This window comes from Nitrosomonas sp. TNE100, from assembly GCF_055387135.1.
Genome location: NZ_AP040997.1, coordinates 1,997,493 through 2,012,094, shown reverse-complemented (window position 1 = coordinate 2,012,094; position 14,602 = coordinate 1,997,493). Strand labels below are relative to the sequence as shown.

16 protein-coding genes are annotated in these 14,602 nt (G+C 46.8%); 12 read left to right on the top strand and 4 right to left on the bottom strand.

Annotated features, from left to right (window positions below; translation table 11 throughout):
* Window positions 1-12: 12 nt before the first annotated feature.
* The 4 genes from ACZ5EJ_RS09600 to ACZ5EJ_RS09585 all read right to left on the bottom strand — a co-directional run bounded on the left by ACZ5EJ_RS09600 (window position 13) and on the right by ACZ5EJ_RS09585 (window position 2,949).
* On the bottom strand, window positions 13-678 hold the full coding sequence (locus tag ACZ5EJ_RS09600) for a site-2 protease family protein (RefSeq protein WP_011635061.1): 666 nt from the start codon (window positions 676-678) through the stop codon (window positions 13-15).
* A complete protein-coding gene (locus ACZ5EJ_RS09595; protein ID WP_011635060.1) occupies window positions 671-1,303 on the bottom strand; it encodes an L-threonylcarbamoyladenylate synthase in 633 nt (210 codons plus the stop codon). The genes ACZ5EJ_RS09600 and ACZ5EJ_RS09595 overlap by 8 nt, the downstream gene beginning before the upstream one ends.
* Window positions 1,304-1,425: 122 nt before the next feature.
* Window positions 1,426-2,313 (bottom strand): 3',5'-nucleoside bisphosphate phosphatase, encoded by an 888-nt coding sequence (locus ACZ5EJ_RS09590; protein WP_011635059.1) that lies wholly within the window; start codon window positions 2,311-2,313, stop codon window positions 1,426-1,428.
* A gap of 420 nt (window positions 2,314-2,733) precedes the next feature.
* Window positions 2,734-2,949 carry a hypothetical protein gene (locus ACZ5EJ_RS09585; protein WP_041353562.1) on the bottom strand — a complete coding sequence of 72 codons (216 nt, stop codon included), beginning with the start codon at window positions 2,947-2,949 and terminating at the stop codon, window positions 2,734-2,736.
* A 173-nt stretch (window positions 2,950-3,122) separates the two neighbouring features.
* On the opposite strand from ACZ5EJ_RS09585, the gene ACZ5EJ_RS09580 reads away from it, so the two are divergent.
* The 12 genes from ACZ5EJ_RS09580 to rseP all read left to right on the top strand — a co-directional run bounded on the left by ACZ5EJ_RS09580 (window position 3,123) and on the right by rseP (window position 14,602).
* Complete coding sequence (locus ACZ5EJ_RS09580) at window positions 3,123-5,135, top strand: TonB-dependent receptor (protein ID WP_464557000.1); 2,013 nt, start codon at window positions 3,123-3,125, stop codon at window positions 5,133-5,135.
* 237 nt (window positions 5,136-5,372) lie between these two features.
* Window positions 5,373-5,684 carry a c-type cytochrome gene (locus ACZ5EJ_RS09575; RefSeq protein ID WP_011635057.1) on the top strand — a complete coding sequence of 104 codons (312 nt, stop codon included), beginning with the start codon at window positions 5,373-5,375 and terminating at the stop codon, window positions 5,682-5,684.
* 61 nt (window positions 5,685-5,745) lie between these two features.
* Window positions 5,746-6,474: a fumarate/nitrate reduction transcriptional regulator Fnr gene (fnr, locus tag ACZ5EJ_RS09570; RefSeq protein WP_464556998.1), complete on the top strand. Its 729-nt coding sequence runs from the start codon at window positions 5,746-5,748 to the stop codon at window positions 6,472-6,474.
* A 214-nt stretch (window positions 6,475-6,688) separates the two neighbouring features.
* On the top strand, window positions 6,689-7,444 hold the full coding sequence (rpsB, locus tag ACZ5EJ_RS09565; protein ID WP_074455704.1) for a 30S ribosomal protein S2: 756 nt from the start codon (window positions 6,689-6,691) through the stop codon (window positions 7,442-7,444).
* Between the two features lie 72 nt (window positions 7,445-7,516).
* Window positions 7,517-8,401 carry a translation elongation factor Ts gene (gene tsf, locus ACZ5EJ_RS09560; RefSeq protein WP_011635054.1) on the top strand — a complete coding sequence of 295 codons (885 nt, stop codon included), beginning with the start codon at window positions 7,517-7,519 and terminating at the stop codon, window positions 8,399-8,401.
* A 348-nt stretch (window positions 8,402-8,749) separates the two neighbouring features.
* Complete coding sequence (locus ACZ5EJ_RS09555; RefSeq protein WP_160803517.1) at window positions 8,750-8,893, top strand: hypothetical protein; 144 nt, start codon at window positions 8,750-8,752, stop codon at window positions 8,891-8,893.
* Window positions 8,894-8,949: 56 nt separating this feature from the next.
* The gene (pyrH, locus tag ACZ5EJ_RS09550) at window positions 8,950-9,663 is read left to right on the top strand and encodes a UMP kinase (protein ID WP_011635053.1); all 714 of its coding nucleotides are present in this window, start codon (window positions 8,950-8,952) and stop codon (window positions 9,661-9,663) included.
* 100 nt (window positions 9,664-9,763) lie between these two features.
* On the top strand, window positions 9,764-10,321 hold the full coding sequence (gene frr, locus ACZ5EJ_RS09545) for a ribosome recycling factor (protein ID WP_011635052.1): 558 nt from the start codon (window positions 9,764-9,766) through the stop codon (window positions 10,319-10,321).
* A gap of 3 nt (window positions 10,322-10,324) precedes the next feature.
* Complete coding sequence (uppS, locus tag ACZ5EJ_RS09540; RefSeq protein WP_464556997.1) at window positions 10,325-11,116, top strand: polyprenyl diphosphate synthase; 792 nt, start codon at window positions 10,325-10,327, stop codon at window positions 11,114-11,116.
* A 34-nt stretch (window positions 11,117-11,150) separates the two neighbouring features.
* A complete protein-coding gene (locus ACZ5EJ_RS09535; protein ID WP_011635050.1) occupies window positions 11,151-11,978 on the top strand; it encodes a phosphatidate cytidylyltransferase in 828 nt (275 codons plus the stop codon).
* A complete protein-coding gene (gene ispC / locus ACZ5EJ_RS09530) occupies window positions 11,975-13,216 on the top strand; it encodes a 1-deoxy-D-xylulose-5-phosphate reductoisomerase (RefSeq protein WP_011635049.1) in 1,242 nt (413 codons plus the stop codon). Before ACZ5EJ_RS09535 ends, ispC begins: the two co-directional genes overlap by 4 nt.
* Window positions 13,217-13,234: 18 nt before the next feature.
* Window positions 13,235-14,602, top strand: coding sequence for an RIP metalloprotease RseP (gene rseP, locus ACZ5EJ_RS09525; protein WP_074455703.1), 1,368 nt, complete (start codon window positions 13,235-13,237; stop codon window positions 14,600-14,602).

Below are 14,602 nucleotides of genomic sequence, written 5' to 3'. Positions count from 1 at the left end.
GAAAAATACTATTTATACATAAAGACCAAAAAGTATGACGATCATCTGCTTGGTGATTGTAATTAGAGGCCACAGCACCACACCCAGGACACCGCTGACGAGTAGCACCAGCAAAATTACGAAACCATAAGGTTCAATTTGGGCAAATTTCCAGGCAAGCTTGTTGGGCAGCAGACTTACTGCAATACGCCCACCATCAAGCGGTGGCAGAGGTAAGAGGTTCAGTACCATCAAAACCACATTGATTTCGATACCAGCAATACCCATTAGTATCATGGGTTTGACATAAATGCCGTCAGGTGCGTTGATTCCGAATTTGATGATGGCTGCCCAGAAGAAAGCCATCAACAGGTTGGCGCCCGGGCCGGCGGCAGCTACCCACAGCATGTTTTTTTTGGGCTGTCGTAACTGGTTGAAATTAACAGGAACCGGTTTGGCCCAGCCAAAAAGCAGGCCGTTACCCATTACCAGTTTGCTGGCCAGGAACATCATTAAGGGAAGCAGGATAGTGCCAAAGGGATCGATGTGCCTGAGCGGATTCAGGCTGATACGCCCGGCTTTTTCTGCGGTCAGATCACCAAAATGCCGGGCAACGTAGCCGTGGGCGGCCTCATGCAATGTGATGGCAAAAATAACAGGCAGTGCGTAAATAGCGATACCTTGAATGATGTCATCCATTTGTGATTCCGAAGGGTGAGAGATCTCCTTTTCCAAGGCGGGCGATTCTCGGGGTTGCTTCCGTCAGGTCAATTACCGTAGTCATGTTGGTGCCACATGAGCCGGCATCCATGATTAACTCGACCTGATGTTCCAGGCGCTGGCGTATTTCTTCGGCATCATTTAGTGGCAGCTCGTCCTCTGGGAGGATAAGTGTTGAACTCAGCAGAGGTTCATTTAATTCGGCTAATAATGCCTGTGTGACAGGGTGCTCAGGGATGCGTAGCCCGATTGTATGTCGCTTGGGATGTTGAAGCCGGCGCGGGACTTCGCGGCTCGCAGTCAGAATAAAAGTATAACTGCCGGGTGTGGTAGCTTTAAGCAGACGATATTGCGCATTATCTACTTTGGCATACGTTGCTATTTCCGCCAGATCCCGGCACACCAGTGTGAAATTATGATCCTGACCCACTTTTCGGATGGTGCGTATACGATCCATTGCCTCCTTGTTGCCGATCTGGCAACCCAGTGCATAACAGGAATCGGTCGGATAAACAATTATGCCGCCTTCGCGAACGATATCAGCTGCCTGGCGGATAAGTCTTAAGTGAGGTGTTTGTGGGTGTATGGAAAAAAATTGAGCCATGGCTATTTTTTAAGCGGTTATATAAGGAAATTACAGCAGCTTCATGATCGAGTGAAATAGGATAATTTTCCAGAGAATAATAATCTGGTTTATCCGGCTTGCTTATATTTGTGGTTACTGTATTAACTTTCCTGAATGTCTGGAATTTTCCATTCTGACCATATTGGGGTACATTCGGGCGGTAATGCAGGTAACCGGCCCAGATCAAAGTAACTTTCTCCCGGGCCGTGGTAGTCGGACCCGCACGACGCATATAGATTCATGTGAGAAGCCAGTTGTGCAAATTGCCGAGTTTGTTCGGGCGTATGGCTGGAAGAGACAACCTCTATTCCTGTACCTCCCAGCTCACAAAATTCGCTGAGTAATTGTTCGAGCAAGTTATTACCCAGCTTGTAGCGAGCTGGATGGGCAATAACAGCCTGACCTCCACTGCCACGGATCCAGTCTATGGCTTCGCTCAGGCTGGTCCATACGTGTGAGACATAACCGGGCTTGCCTTTAACCAGGAATTTCTTGAATACGGATTTGACGTCCTTGGCGTATCCCTGGCTAGCCAGGAAGCGGGCGAAGTGTGTGCGACCGATCAATCTGCTTTCACCAGCCTGGGCGCGAGCCCCCTCAAGGCTGCCATGAATACCGTATTTATCCAGTTGTGCAGCAATTGCTTGTGCCCGATCCATACGGCCATCCCGGATTTCTTCTAGTCCATCTGCCAGGGGTGGATGCTCGGGGTTGATTCCAAGTCCTATGATGTGTAAAGTTCGGCTGTGCCACGTGACAGAGATCTCAACGCCATTGATTAATGTGATATTTTCCTGCAGGGCACAGTGGCGGGCTTCACTCAACCCGGCAATATCGTCATGATCTGTTAATGCCAGTATATTTACACCGCGCGAGGCAGCGTGCGCCAATAATCGGGAGGGTGATAACATCCCATCGGATATGGTTGAGTGGCTGTGCAAGTCAATGTTTAGCATCGAAGAATATGTGATCACAAGGTTCCTCATCATAGCAAAACAGCCATAATAAAAATAGCTTACTTAACGGGCACAGGTGTTGTGGGTAGCAACTATTGTCGTGTTTTTACTGGGAGCTTTTATGTATATACATCTCACAGATGAACTAACGGCTGCGTTGCAACTTGTTTTTACGAGTGCTTTTTGGACAGCATTTGTTGCTGCCAGTAAATAATTGAGCTGTTTCTTGTGATGGCGGGTAAATATGCGCCAGAGTCAGAATATGGCGCATATGTATAGATGGTAAGGCTGATTAATCTTGCATGCCTGCAAGAGAGGCTGTTTGTTCTGATTTTATTTTGCCTGCATAGCCTTCATTGTATTTTGCGACATATCTTTCAAACAAGAAGGCTATGCATGACATGATACAGGCCACGCTGACAGTGCTGGTAAGCTGTTTATAATTATTAAGTTTTAAGGTTGACTCTTTTCTTCTTTGGCTGAAGATGAGCTGGTAGCCATTCCTTCAGGTTCCTCTATAGCATCGAGATCTGGGGCGGAATCACGCTCCATGAAAGCTGAGGGAGGTGGTTTCTCCATTGAGTGCCCGTCAAGGCTTTTTTTCTCTTCGCAGGCACTTAACGCCAAGATGGCTGCGCATGCGATTGCTAAAAATGAAAATCTAAACATTTAAACCTCCTATGTTCATCGTTTTGTTTACGAGTACTAGCATAATCGAACTTTTCCGTTTATTCAAATTTGATTCAGGAAAGCCGAAGGCTTTAACCGCTCTGATAATGTTTGCAGGGCTGTTGATTTCGTTTTGTGCTTGCGCCCGGGATGTATCGGAGGTGTCCAATGGTATGGTATTTGGGTCTGCAGCAACTGAGTCCATATCACTTAAACCTATCGTGGTGACGGCTGATCCTTTAAGTGGAACTCAGGCAGATATACCCAAGCCTGTATCAATTTTGCAACGAGAACGTATTCAAACACATGATTTACGTAGCATTGGTGAGGCAGTTTCTCAGGAGTTGGGTGTGTCCAGCAGTGATTTCGGGCCGGCAGTCGGTCGCCCGATAATCCGCGGCCTGGGTGGCGCGCGGGTGCGGGTGCTGGAGGATGGTGTCGGTACGATGGATGTTTCCACGGTCAGCCCTGATCATGCCGTGGCAGTAGAGGCATTGTTTGCCGATCAGGTTGAAATTTTTCGCGGGCCTTCGGCTTTGCTTTATGGCTCCGGAGCCAGTGGTGGGGTGGTGAATGTCGTGAATCAACGAATACCAGATCATATTCCTGATAAAACGGAGGGAGATCTGTATGGGCATTACAGTTCGGTTGCTGATGATTTTACAGGAGCATTCCGACTTAATACGGGGGGCGGACATTTTGCCTGGCATCTGGATGGAATGAAGCGGCACACCGGGAATTATTCGATACCCGGTTTCGCGCAGATTGAGCCAGAGCCCAGTGCGAGAAAAGGTGTGCTTGAGAACAGTGATGTCCGGACAGAAAATTTTTCCAGTGGTTTGTCTTATATTGATGAACGGGGGTTTTTAGGGATTGCGGTTAGTCGCTTTATTAATCACTATGGTGTGCCCGGACATGATCACGGGCATGACGAAGATTTGCATGATGACGATGTTGCGCCGGGCCATGAAGAAGGGGCGCGAATCAGACAAAAACAGACGCGTTTTGATATGAAGGGAGCATTAAATCGACCTTTGCCCGGGTTGCAGAAAATAAAACTGCGCTGGGGTTATAACGATCATGCGCATCGGGAATCGGGAGATGATGGGAGCGGAACATTGCTGTTAAATCTTGAGTGGGATGGTCGGCTTGAGATGCTGCACCAGCCCTTAAACAATTGGAAGGGCGTGCTGGGATTACAATACCAGAACCGCAATCTTGCTACTGCTGGTGAAGAAGCCTTTGTTCCCGATTCTCGCTTGGATTCACTGGGAATGTTTTTGCTGGAAAAACTGGATGTCGGACGCTGGATTGTTGAAGTGGGTGGGCGCTTTGAACATCAATGGACAGAGCGTAAAAATGACGCTGTCGCAGTCAGTCATAACATATTCAGTATTTCGAGTGGTGCAACGTGGAAATTTCAGGAGGATTATTCGCTGGGCGGGAGTCTTTCCTACGCGCTGCGCGCCCCGGCATTGGAAGAGCTGTATTCCAACGGGCCGCATCTGGCCACAAATACATTTGAAGTGGGCAAAACTACGCTCTCGCCGGAAAAGACCAGTAGTATTGATCTGTCTCTGAGCAAACAGAACGGGAATTTAAACTGGACACTTAACCTGTTTGCTAAACGGATCAATGATTTTATATTTTTACGGGAATCAGATTTGACAGGTGACAGATTGCCGGATCGTGTTGATATCAAGGGTGCGTTGGACAAGGATGGCTTGTTATTACTGAATTACGATCAGAGTAATGCAAATTTCATAGGAGCGGAATTCGAGACGAATATTCATCTGCTAAACGATCGTCACGGCAAACTGGATTTGCGATTGTGGACTGACTACGTGCGTGGGCGGCTGTCCACGGGGGGATATTTGCCACGGATAACGCCACTTCGTTTTGGTGGGGCGCTCGATTATGTCTATGGCCCCTGGCGAGGGAAGGTTGATGTGATGCAAGTATACAAACAGACTGATACCGCTTCACTGGAAACAGCTACTGCCGGCTATACGATGCTGAATATTCAGCTGGATTACGGGTTTGACTGGGGAGAGATGAATTGCAGCCTGTTCGTGCGAGGCTCCAACTTGTTAAATGAAGAGGCGCGGCGACATACCTCCTTTTTAAAGGATCGCGCGCCATTGCCCGGGCGTTCTGGTCTTGCGGGAGTGCGTGTGAATTTTTAGGATGAATACTATGATGAACTCAGGCTTCCGGGGTGGCTGAAATTCATTGATTCATTGCAAGCTTTTTGTTCGCAACGATTATGCTGTTTTCATATTTGATATATTCGAGATAATCAATTGATTTTAATATGTTTTTATAGGAATTAATCCGATGGAATGGTAAGTATGCTAGACTTGACCGGTTGCCTGTAAGCTTGACTGTTTTTAGAAATATTATTATTGATAGATACTGGAAAAATGAAAACTATTTTGCCTGTGATGCTGCTTGGTTTTGTGTTGTTTGCGTTGGGTGGTTGCACTAGAAATAATGACTACATGCCATTATCAGGCGCGACAGGTGAAAAGATTTTTAAGGAAGCCTGTGTGCAGTGTCATACGCCTGTAAGCGGCAACGTAATGATATTGAGGCCCGAGATGGCTAATGCGGATGCTATCATGGAAAGAGTAAAGAATGGCAAAGGAATCGGGATGCCCGCTTTTCCAAATTTGACAGGGGATTCTGCGCAGAGTCTGGCGGAGTATGTGCTGATAAATAGTGTGACTAGATAAATCAGTGCTGGGTTTTATTCCTCTCTAAATTAAGGTGGGAGTCGTCTTGTATAACTGCGCAATGCCTGGTAATTCCACTGTCCTGCAGCAAAAATCCGACTGTATGACTTGCAGTTTTCGAGAGTTGTGTCTGCCGGTGGGGTTGACTGATGAGGAAATAGAGTATCTTGGTAATCTGATCAATTATAAATTCAAGGTGCGGAGAGGCGAGTATTTGTCGCATGCCGGATCTGATTTCAAGTCACTCTACGCAGTAAAAAACGGCTCCTTTAAAACTTGTGTGCTGAAGGTGGATGGGCGCCAGCAGGTGACTGGCTTTTATATGACAGGCGAGCTGCTGGGACTGGATGCGATCAGTCCGGAGAAGCATACTTGTGACACGGTTGCGCTGGTTGATAGTGAAGTCTGTGAAGTGCCTTTCAAAAAACTTGAGGAAATCGGGCAAAATATTCCTTCATTGATGAGTCAGCTTCACAAGATTATGAGCCGTGAAATTGTGCAGGACAGAGGGGTTATGATGCTACTGGGCAGCATGCGGGCAGAAGAACGGCTGGCTGCTTTTTTGCTTAACCTATCTGCCCGCCTGGCCAGACGGGGGTATTCGCCAACGGATTTTATTTTGAGAGCAACAAGGGAAGATATTGGCAGTTATCTGGGGCTCAAGCTGGAAACAGTCAGCCGATCATTCTCCAAGCTGCAGGAGGAAGGGCTTATCACGGTTAATATCAAACATATCACATTACATGACGTTGATAAGTTGAACCTCAGAATTGGTAATTCAGCGGACTGATTTCGGTTTCATCCGATTTGAAAAATGAGTTTTCTTGAGCACAGGATCTGCCATGTTATAATGGCGCGCGGTGCCAGAGGTGATTTTCTGCGCCGAGGAAATTTCTTGTTTTATTAACTTTTTATAACATAATTTACAATTCGCACTTATCAAAATAGGGTGCCTTCATTAAGGAAGTACGTCGATAAGTAGCGGTTAACCCTAGGGAGAATGCATGTCAGTTACTATGCGGCAAATGTTGGAAGCGGGTGTTCATTTTGGTCATCAAACCCGTTTCTGGAACCCGAAAATGGCGCCATATATTTTTGGCCAGCGTAATAAAATTCATATCGTTAATCTTGAGCATACGCTTGTCATGTTCAGAGATGCGCTGGATTATGCCCGCAGGTTAGCAGCGAACAAAGAAACAATTCTTTTCGTGGGAACCAAGCGTCAGGCACGTGATATTGTCAAAGAAGAAGCAATCCGGTGTGGCGCTCCTTATGTTAATCAGCGCTGGTTGGGAGGGATGCTGACCAATTTCAAGACGATCAGGCAATCGATCAAGCGTTTGCAAGATATGGAAAAAATGGTGCAAGACGGAACATTAAACAAGCTGGTAAAGAAAGAGGCTCTTGATTTTCAGCGTGAATTAGAAAAATTGAACGCCAGTCTTGGCGGTATCAAGGAGATGAAAGGGCTGCCGGATGCCATGTTTGTGATTGATGTGGGGTATCAGAAAGGCACGATTATCGAGGCGAATAAACTGGGTATTCCGGTCGTGGGTGTAGTAGATACCAATCATAACCCGGCCGGTATTCAATATGTGATACCGGGAAATGATGACTCCAGCCAAGCGATACGACTTTATGCGCGCGCCATGGCGGATGCCATTCTGGAGGGGCGCAACCAAGCCATCCAGGAAATTGTCGAGATGGGTAAAACTGATAGTGAAGTTCTGTCTGGTCAAGATCTGTCTGCAGATGCATAAATGATCTCCGTTACCACCTCTTATTGAAATAGATTATTCAAAGTTTTTGTATTAACCGGATCCGGAGTCAGTATGGCAGAGATTACTGCAAGCATGGTTAAAGAATTGCGCGAGCTTACCGGCTTGGGCATGATGGAATGTAAAAAAGCCTTATCCGAGGCTGGTGGAGATATGAAAGCCGCTGAGGATTTATTGCGGATCAGAAGTGGAGCCAAAGCAAGTAAAGCGGCTGCTCGTATTGCTGCAGAAGGAGTTATTAGCGGATTTATTACCGTTGATGGCAAACAGGGAGCGCTGATAGAGGTTAACTGTGAAACCGACTTTGTTGCCAAGAATGAAGATTTCATCAATTTTGCCGGCGATCTGGCGAAGCTGATGGTGAGTCAAAGTGTTTCAGATACAGCATTATTGGCTGAAATGCCTCTGGCTGGTGGAGAAACGGTTGAATCTGTTCGCAAGGCTTTGATTATGAAGCTGGGCGAAAATATTAGTATTCGTCGTGGGATCAGTTACCATGCCGAAGGTCGTCTCGCGATGTATCTACACGGGAGCAGGATCGGTGTAATGGTTGATTATTCGGGGGGAGACGAAGCCTTGGGTAAAGATATAGCCATGCATATTGCGGCCAGCAAGCCTGTTTGCGTATCAAGTGCACAAGTCCCCGTTGATTTACTTGAGCATGAGCGTCAGATATTTACTGCCCAGGCAGCAGAAAGTGGCAAACCGGCTAATATAATTGAGAAAATGGTGGAAGGGCGAGTTACCAAATATTTGGCAGAAGTTACATTGTTAGGCCAGCCTTTTGTTAAAGATCCCGAGCAGACTGTTGAGAAGCTGTTAAAAACAAAATCTGCTGAAGTCAGCAATTTTACACTGTACGTTGTAGGTGAGGGAATCGAAAGGAAATCTGATGATTTTGCAGCTGAGGTTATGGCGCAGGTAAGTCAGTCAAAATAAGAATGTTTTCCAGCGATTGGTTTGACCGGGCGTGTGGCAGAGGTAAATGATAACTTATCACTATGCTAGGATCTGTTGAGATTCAGTATCTGGTGTAGGTGGATTGTGCGACAACCTGAGCCTGTTCATCAGGCGTAAATTCTGTATATTTTCTATAGGTTTCTAATGGATTATTGGGGCTCAATTCACGTATGAACAGAGGCGCAGTAAGTAAAGATGGACCCCTGTTGTTTAGGCCAGGCAGACGATCCGGACGCGGCGATACGAACAATCGTCAGTTGGTAGAGGCCGTGTATGGATAATACGCACAGGCAGTTCCTGGCGCGATTTGTCAGTCGAATTTAGCAAATGGAACACGATCTTTCTTTCAGGCGTATTTTGTGCAATAACAAGACCGACCGCAACTTCTTGTCAGCCATTTCCCTATCTACTGTCATCATTTCAGGTGAATCTCAACAGAATCTGGAGTGGCTGTTGATGGTGTATGAATAGCGGCGTGATCAATTTTCAGGAAGACTTTACGATAAATCTCCATTACACGAGCATATATGCCAGCCGTCTATAAACGTATTTTATTGAAGTTGTCGGGCGAGGCTCTTATGGGTGATGCGCAGTATGGCATTGATCGTACAGTGGTTGAGCGTATCGTTGTCGAGATTGCCGGAGTGTTGCAGTTAGGCGTTGAGGTTGCGATTGTGGTAGGTGGGGGTAATATTTTTCGTGGCATGAAATCCGCGGGAGATGGCATGGATCGCGTAACAGCTGACTATATGGGAATGCTTGCTACCACCATGAATGCTTTAGCATTACACGATGCGATGAGGCGGAATGGCGTCGTCTCACGGGTACAATCAGCTTTGCGGATAGATCAGGTCGTGGAACCTTATATTCGTGGCAAGGCTTTACGTTATTTAAATGAACGTAAAGTGGTCATATTTGCTGCGGGGACTGGTAATCCTTTTTTTACTACGGATACAGCAGCTGCCTTGCGTGGTATGGAAATGAATGCCAACATAGTTCTCAAGGCGACCAAAGTTGATGGGATTTATACCAGTGACCCTTTTGAAAATAAAGATGCACAACGTTTTCGTAACCTGACTTTTGATGAGGCAATTAATAAAAACCTTCAGGTAATGGATGCTACTGCACTGACCTTGTGCCGTGATCAGAAACTTCCCATCAATGTATTCAGTATTTTTAAGACCGGAGCACTCAAACGAGTTATCATGGGTGAAGATGAAGGGACTTTGGTAATTATTTGAATTTTTGGACATTATCTAAAATATCGTTATTCCTCGCGGTATATGGCAGAGCACATGTGCATTGTTGTAATCGCTTTTTAATATCAATATCTACTTAAATATGATTGCTGATATAAAAAAGGCTACTGAGCAGAAAATGCAAAAAAGCCTGGATGCACTTAAAGTTGATTTCAGCAAAGTAAGAAGTGGACGTCCACATACAGGGCTGCTGGATCATATAACAGTTGACTACTATGGAACACCTACACCGATCAGACAGCTTGCGAATGTAACCCTGGCTGATGCGCGGACTATAGGCGTTATTCCATGGGATAAAAAAGCATTTTCAGCCATTGAAAAAGCGATACGAGATTCTGATATGGGCTTGAATCCGATGACTGCGGGTGAAATGGTGAGGGTGCCTATGCCTCCCTTGACAGAAGAAAGACGCAAGGACTTGACCAAGATTGTTAGAACGGAAGCGGAAACAGCTCGTATCGCGATGAGGAATATTCGGCGTGATGCTAATACCCAGTTGAAAGAATTGTTGAAGGACAAGTTGATCGCGGAAGATGAAGATCGCCGTGCGCAGGATGATATCCAGAAACTGACAGACCGATATATTGCCGAGGTAGACAAGCTGCTGCAAGCCAAAGAAGCAGAATTGATGGCTGTCTGATATATGCCTTCAATATTGAGTTCAACTCGTGGAATCCCGGAAACCGGGATGATACCCAAGCATATCGCTATTATCATGGATGGTAATGGCCGGTGGGCAAAGCAGCGTTATCTGCCACGAATAGCAGGACATACTCAGGGTGTTGAGGCAGTACGAGGTACGATTAAAGCCTGCATTGAAAGAGGCGTTCCGTATCTGACAGTTTTTGCGTTCAGTAGTGAAAACTGGCGAAGACCTGCGGAAGAGGTCAAGTTGCTGATGCAACTGTTTCTCGCTGCGCTTGAACGGGAGGTTACCAGCTTGCATGAAAATGGAGTCCGATTCAGGGTGATTGGTGATCTTTCGAAATTTGATCCCAGAGTAATCGAATGTGTTCGGCATGGTGAGATGCTTACTGCCGGAAATACTCGTTTGCATTTTACGGTGGCTGCAAATTACGGAGGACGCTGGGATATCATGCAAGCTGTACGCAAAATGATCGCCCAACGCTCTGATTCAACTATGGATTTTAATGAATCTGATCTTTCTGGATACCTGACTATGGCGGATGCTCCCGAGCCAGATTTATTCATTCGCACCGGAGGAGAATGTCGGATCAGTAATTTTCTGCTCTGGCAACTTGCGTATACCGAACTATATTTTACCGATACCTTGTGGCCAGATTTCAATGTATCAACTCTTGACAAGGCTATCCTTTCCTATCAGAAACGTGAGCGCAGATTTGGTCAAACAAGTGAGCAGCTTGCAAGTCGGCAGGAAATCAAGGATACGATCTTGAACGAAAATAAAGTTTAACCATCATTGTTCAATTAACGGGACTCACCCGTTCATGCTTAGCACCCGACTCTTTACCGCACTCATATTATTGACCGCCTTTCTGGCGGCATTATTTTATCTACCGGATATTTTCTGGGCAGTATTACTCCTGGGATTGACTGTTACAGCAGCCAGAGAGTGGTGCCGTCTGGGGCGTTTCTCAATTGGCCAGACTGTTCTTTATATGATTTTTACCACCTTGCTGGGAGGGGAGCTATTATTCCTGACCAGCATGGCGGTAGCCAGAAATCCGGCAGATTCATCGATGATCTGGTTTTATATTGCATCTGCCATCTTCTGGCTGTTAGCGGTACCTTACCAATTGGTAACAATCCAACCCATCCGCAATGTGTGGGTATTCATGTTAACCGGCTGGCTGGTATTGCTGCCGGCGTGTCTGTCACTATATCAGCTTCGTGCGATGGATCCATTATTGTTACTTGGATTCATGGGAGTAGTGTGGGTATCTGACAGCGTTGCTTATTTTATCGGGCGTACCTATGGCAAGCATAAACTTGCCCCGCAGATCAGTCCTGGAAAGACGTGGGAGGGAGTGGCTGCTGCGCTAGTTGGCGTATTGATCTATGCATTGATCTGGTTTTGCATAGTAGATAGAGAAAACAAGCTGATTAGCTTGCTGGTTCCTTTATTGCTTGTGCTCGCGGTGCTGGGAATAGTGGGTGATCTGTTTGAATCACTGTTGAAACGGCAGGCAGGCGTTAAGGATAGTGGCAATATTCTGCCAGGTCACGGCGGTATACTGGATCGTATTGATGCGTTGATCCCAGTTTTACCTGTTGCTGCGCTATCGGCCATCTTATTTTATTCGACTGAATTATGACTCCAATCCGTCATCTGACCATCTTGGGCTCGACCGGCAGCATTGGGGAAAGCACATTGGACGTGGTAGCCAGACATCCCGACCGGTTTCAGGCGGTTGCCCTGACTGCCGACAAGAATGTTGAAAAAATGTTTGAGCAGTGCAAACGATTTTACCCGTCGTACGCTGTGATGCTCAACGCTCAGAGTGCCGAGCAACTGGAAGCTAAATTGCGTGTGGCAGGCTTGGGTACCATGGTGCTTTCAGGTATCGAATCACTGGAAAAAGTAGCATCTTTACCAGAAATCGATACGGTTATGGCAGCGATTGTTGGCGCGGCAGGTATTCGTCCGACACTCTCGGCTGCGCAGGCGGGCAAACATATTCTTCTGGCTAACAAGGAGACGCTGGTGATGGCTGGACGTATCTTTATGGATACGATCAGACAATATCATGCAACGTTATTACCGATAGACAGCGAACACAATGCGATTTTTCAGTCATTGCCACAACATTACAATGGAGATCTGATTAGTTCTGGGGTGCGCCGGATATTGCTTACTGCCTCGGGAGGACCTTTCCATAAAGCAGATTTGCAGACCCTGTCAACCGTTACGCCGGAGCAAGCTTGTGCTCATCCCAATTGGGTAATGGGCAGAAAAATATCGGTTGATTCAGCTACCATGATGAATAAAGGGCTGGAAGTCATTGAGGCGCACTGGCTGTTTAATGTGGAACCCGAAAAAATCCAGGTGGTTGTTCATCCGCAAAGCGTCATTCATTCTATGGTTGAATATATTGATGGCTCGGTGCTTGCCCAACTCGGTAATCCGGATATGCGCACACCGATAGCGCATGCGTTGGGTTATCCCGAGAGAATAGAAAGTGGTGTGCAATCCATGGATATTTTCAAAATTGCACAATTGAATTTTGAGGCTCCGGATTTCGAGCGATTCCCCTGTCTCAGGCTTGCATATGAAGCCCTTTCAAAGGGAGGTAATATGCCCGCCGTACTGAATGCCGCCAATGAAGTTGCGGTTGAAGTTTTTCTGGCTGGTAAAATACCTTTCACGGTAATCCCTGCGATCATCGAGCATGTAATGGAATCAATAGACAGGCAGGAAATTACAGACCTGGAAGATGTGCTTGCTGCTGATTTACGGGCGCGTGAGACAGCTCGCAAGTGGTTGGATACTCAGGCTTGGCAAAGAGGACAGTCCGGAGCTCCGTTATTTCGTGCCGAGCAGTGGAATGGATAATTTTTGCAGATCTTTAATATGACACTGCTCTCAACTATTTTTGCATTCGTAATTGCACTGGGTCTACTGATCACTTTTCACGAATTTGGCCATTATCTGGTCGCTCGTTGGTGTGGAGTCAAGGTGCTGCGCTTTTCTCTCGGATTTGGCCAGCCCTTGTTTAAAAAACGCCTTGGTAATGATCAGACGGAATGGGTGGTCGCTGCGATCCCTCTGGGGGGATATGTCAAGATGCTGGATGAACGGGAAGGGCGGGTTCCCGCTGACGAACTTCCACGTGCATTTAACCGACAACCTGTTTCCAAGCGTTTCGCTATCGTGGTTGCAGGCCCTGTGGCGAACTTCTTATTGGCTATTCTGCTGTACTGGTTACTTTTTATACTCGGTGTCAGTGGTGTAAAGCCAATCCTGGGGGAAATTGAACCCGCGACACTTGCGGCTTCAGCAGGTTTCAGAAACGGGGATACCATTACCGGGATCGGCGACCAGGCAATTACCACCTGGCAGGAAGCCCGACTGCTACTGCTGGACAATGCAGTAGACAAGAATCCTGATGTCAGGATAACAGTAACAGGCGAAAGTGGAATTTCTCGTCAGCTTAAACTCGATATGAGCAGTCTTGGCGCAGAAGATCTTGAAAGTGATTTTCTGAATCGACTGGGTTTGAGTGTTTATCGGCCAATTGTTGCCCCAGTTATTGATCAGGTGATGGTTGGCGGGGCGGCAGAACGCGCGGGTCTCAAGACTGGCGACAGAGTTGTGGCGATTAATGGAAAGGAAGTCTCCGCCTGGGAAGATGTTGTCGATATGGTGCGTTCAAATCCCGGGCACACACTCTCGGTTGAGGTGATGCGGGATGACCGGGAGCTTGCTATGTCATTACAACCGGAAACCGTATCCGAGGGTCACGCTGAAATTGGCAAGGCTGGAATTACGCCTGAAATCCATCATGAGATACTGGAAAATCTGCTGGTGAAAACCAGCTATCCTCCGATGGCAGCTTTGGTTAAAGCAGCTACCAAGACTTGGGAAATGTCTTATTTTACCGTGCGCATGCTTGGGAAAATGGTCACTGGTGATGTTTCTCTGAAGAATATCAGCGGGCCGATTACCATTGCAAACTATGCCGGCCAGTCGGCACAAATAGGGTTTACTGCCTACCTGGGATTCCTGGCCCTGATCAGTATCAGTCTTGGTGTGTTGAATCTTCTGCCGATTCCGGTTCTGGATGGCGGACACTTGATGTATTACTTGATCGAGGTGGTGCGAGGTATACCATTATCTGAAAGAGTAATGTCTATCGGTAATCAGATTGGTATGGCTTTGCTAATTACACTGATGCTGTTTGCAATATATAACGATCTACTTCGCCTGGCTTCTGAATAG

What these genes read in the sequence shown, in the direction of transcription:
- ACZ5EJ_RS09555 (WP_160803517.1), top strand. Translation starts at nt 8,750, where the DNA reads ATGGAACACGATCTTTCTTTCAGGCGTATTTTGTGCAATAACAAGACC.
- pyrH (WP_011635053.1), top strand. Translation starts at nt 8,950, where the DNA reads ATGCCAGCCGTCTATAAACGTATTTTATTGAAGTTGTCGGGCGAGGCT.
- ACZ5EJ_RS09590 (WP_011635059.1), bottom strand. Translation starts at nt 2,313, where the DNA reads ATGATGAGGAACCTTGTGATCACATATTCTTCGATGCTAAACATTGAC.
- ispC (WP_011635049.1), top strand. Translation starts at nt 11,975, where the DNA reads ATGACTCCAATCCGTCATCTGACCATCTTGGGCTCGACCGGCAGCATT.
- ACZ5EJ_RS09585 (WP_041353562.1), bottom strand. Translation starts at nt 2,949, where the DNA reads ATGTTTAGATTTTCATTTTTAGCAATCGCATGCGCAGCCATCTTGGCG.
- frr (WP_011635052.1), top strand. Translation starts at nt 9,764, where the DNA reads ATGATTGCTGATATAAAAAAGGCTACTGAGCAGAAAATGCAAAAAAGC.
- ACZ5EJ_RS09600 (WP_011635061.1), bottom strand. Translation starts at nt 678, where the DNA reads ATGGATGACATCATTCAAGGTATCGCTATTTACGCACTGCCTGTTATT.
- rseP (WP_074455703.1), top strand. Translation starts at nt 13,235, where the DNA reads ATGACACTGCTCTCAACTATTTTTGCATTCGTAATTGCACTGGGTCTA.
- ACZ5EJ_RS09535 (WP_011635050.1), top strand. Translation starts at nt 11,151, where the DNA reads ATGCTTAGCACCCGACTCTTTACCGCACTCATATTATTGACCGCCTTT.
- ACZ5EJ_RS09580 (WP_464557000.1), top strand. Translation starts at nt 3,123, where the DNA reads ATGGTATTTGGGTCTGCAGCAACTGAGTCCATATCACTTAAACCTATC.
- uppS (WP_464556997.1), top strand. Translation starts at nt 10,325, where the DNA reads ATGCCTTCAATATTGAGTTCAACTCGTGGAATCCCGGAAACCGGGATG.
- rpsB (WP_074455704.1), top strand. Translation starts at nt 6,689, where the DNA reads ATGTCAGTTACTATGCGGCAAATGTTGGAAGCGGGTGTTCATTTTGGT.
- ACZ5EJ_RS09575 (WP_011635057.1), top strand. Translation starts at nt 5,373, where the DNA reads ATGAAAACTATTTTGCCTGTGATGCTGCTTGGTTTTGTGTTGTTTGCG.
- fnr (WP_464556998.1), top strand. Translation starts at nt 5,746, where the DNA reads ATGCCTGGTAATTCCACTGTCCTGCAGCAAAAATCCGACTGTATGACT.
- tsf (WP_011635054.1), top strand. Translation starts at nt 7,517, where the DNA reads ATGGCAGAGATTACTGCAAGCATGGTTAAAGAATTGCGCGAGCTTACC.
- ACZ5EJ_RS09595 (WP_011635060.1), bottom strand. Translation starts at nt 1,303, where the DNA reads ATGGCTCAATTTTTTTCCATACACCCACAAACACCTCACTTAAGACTT.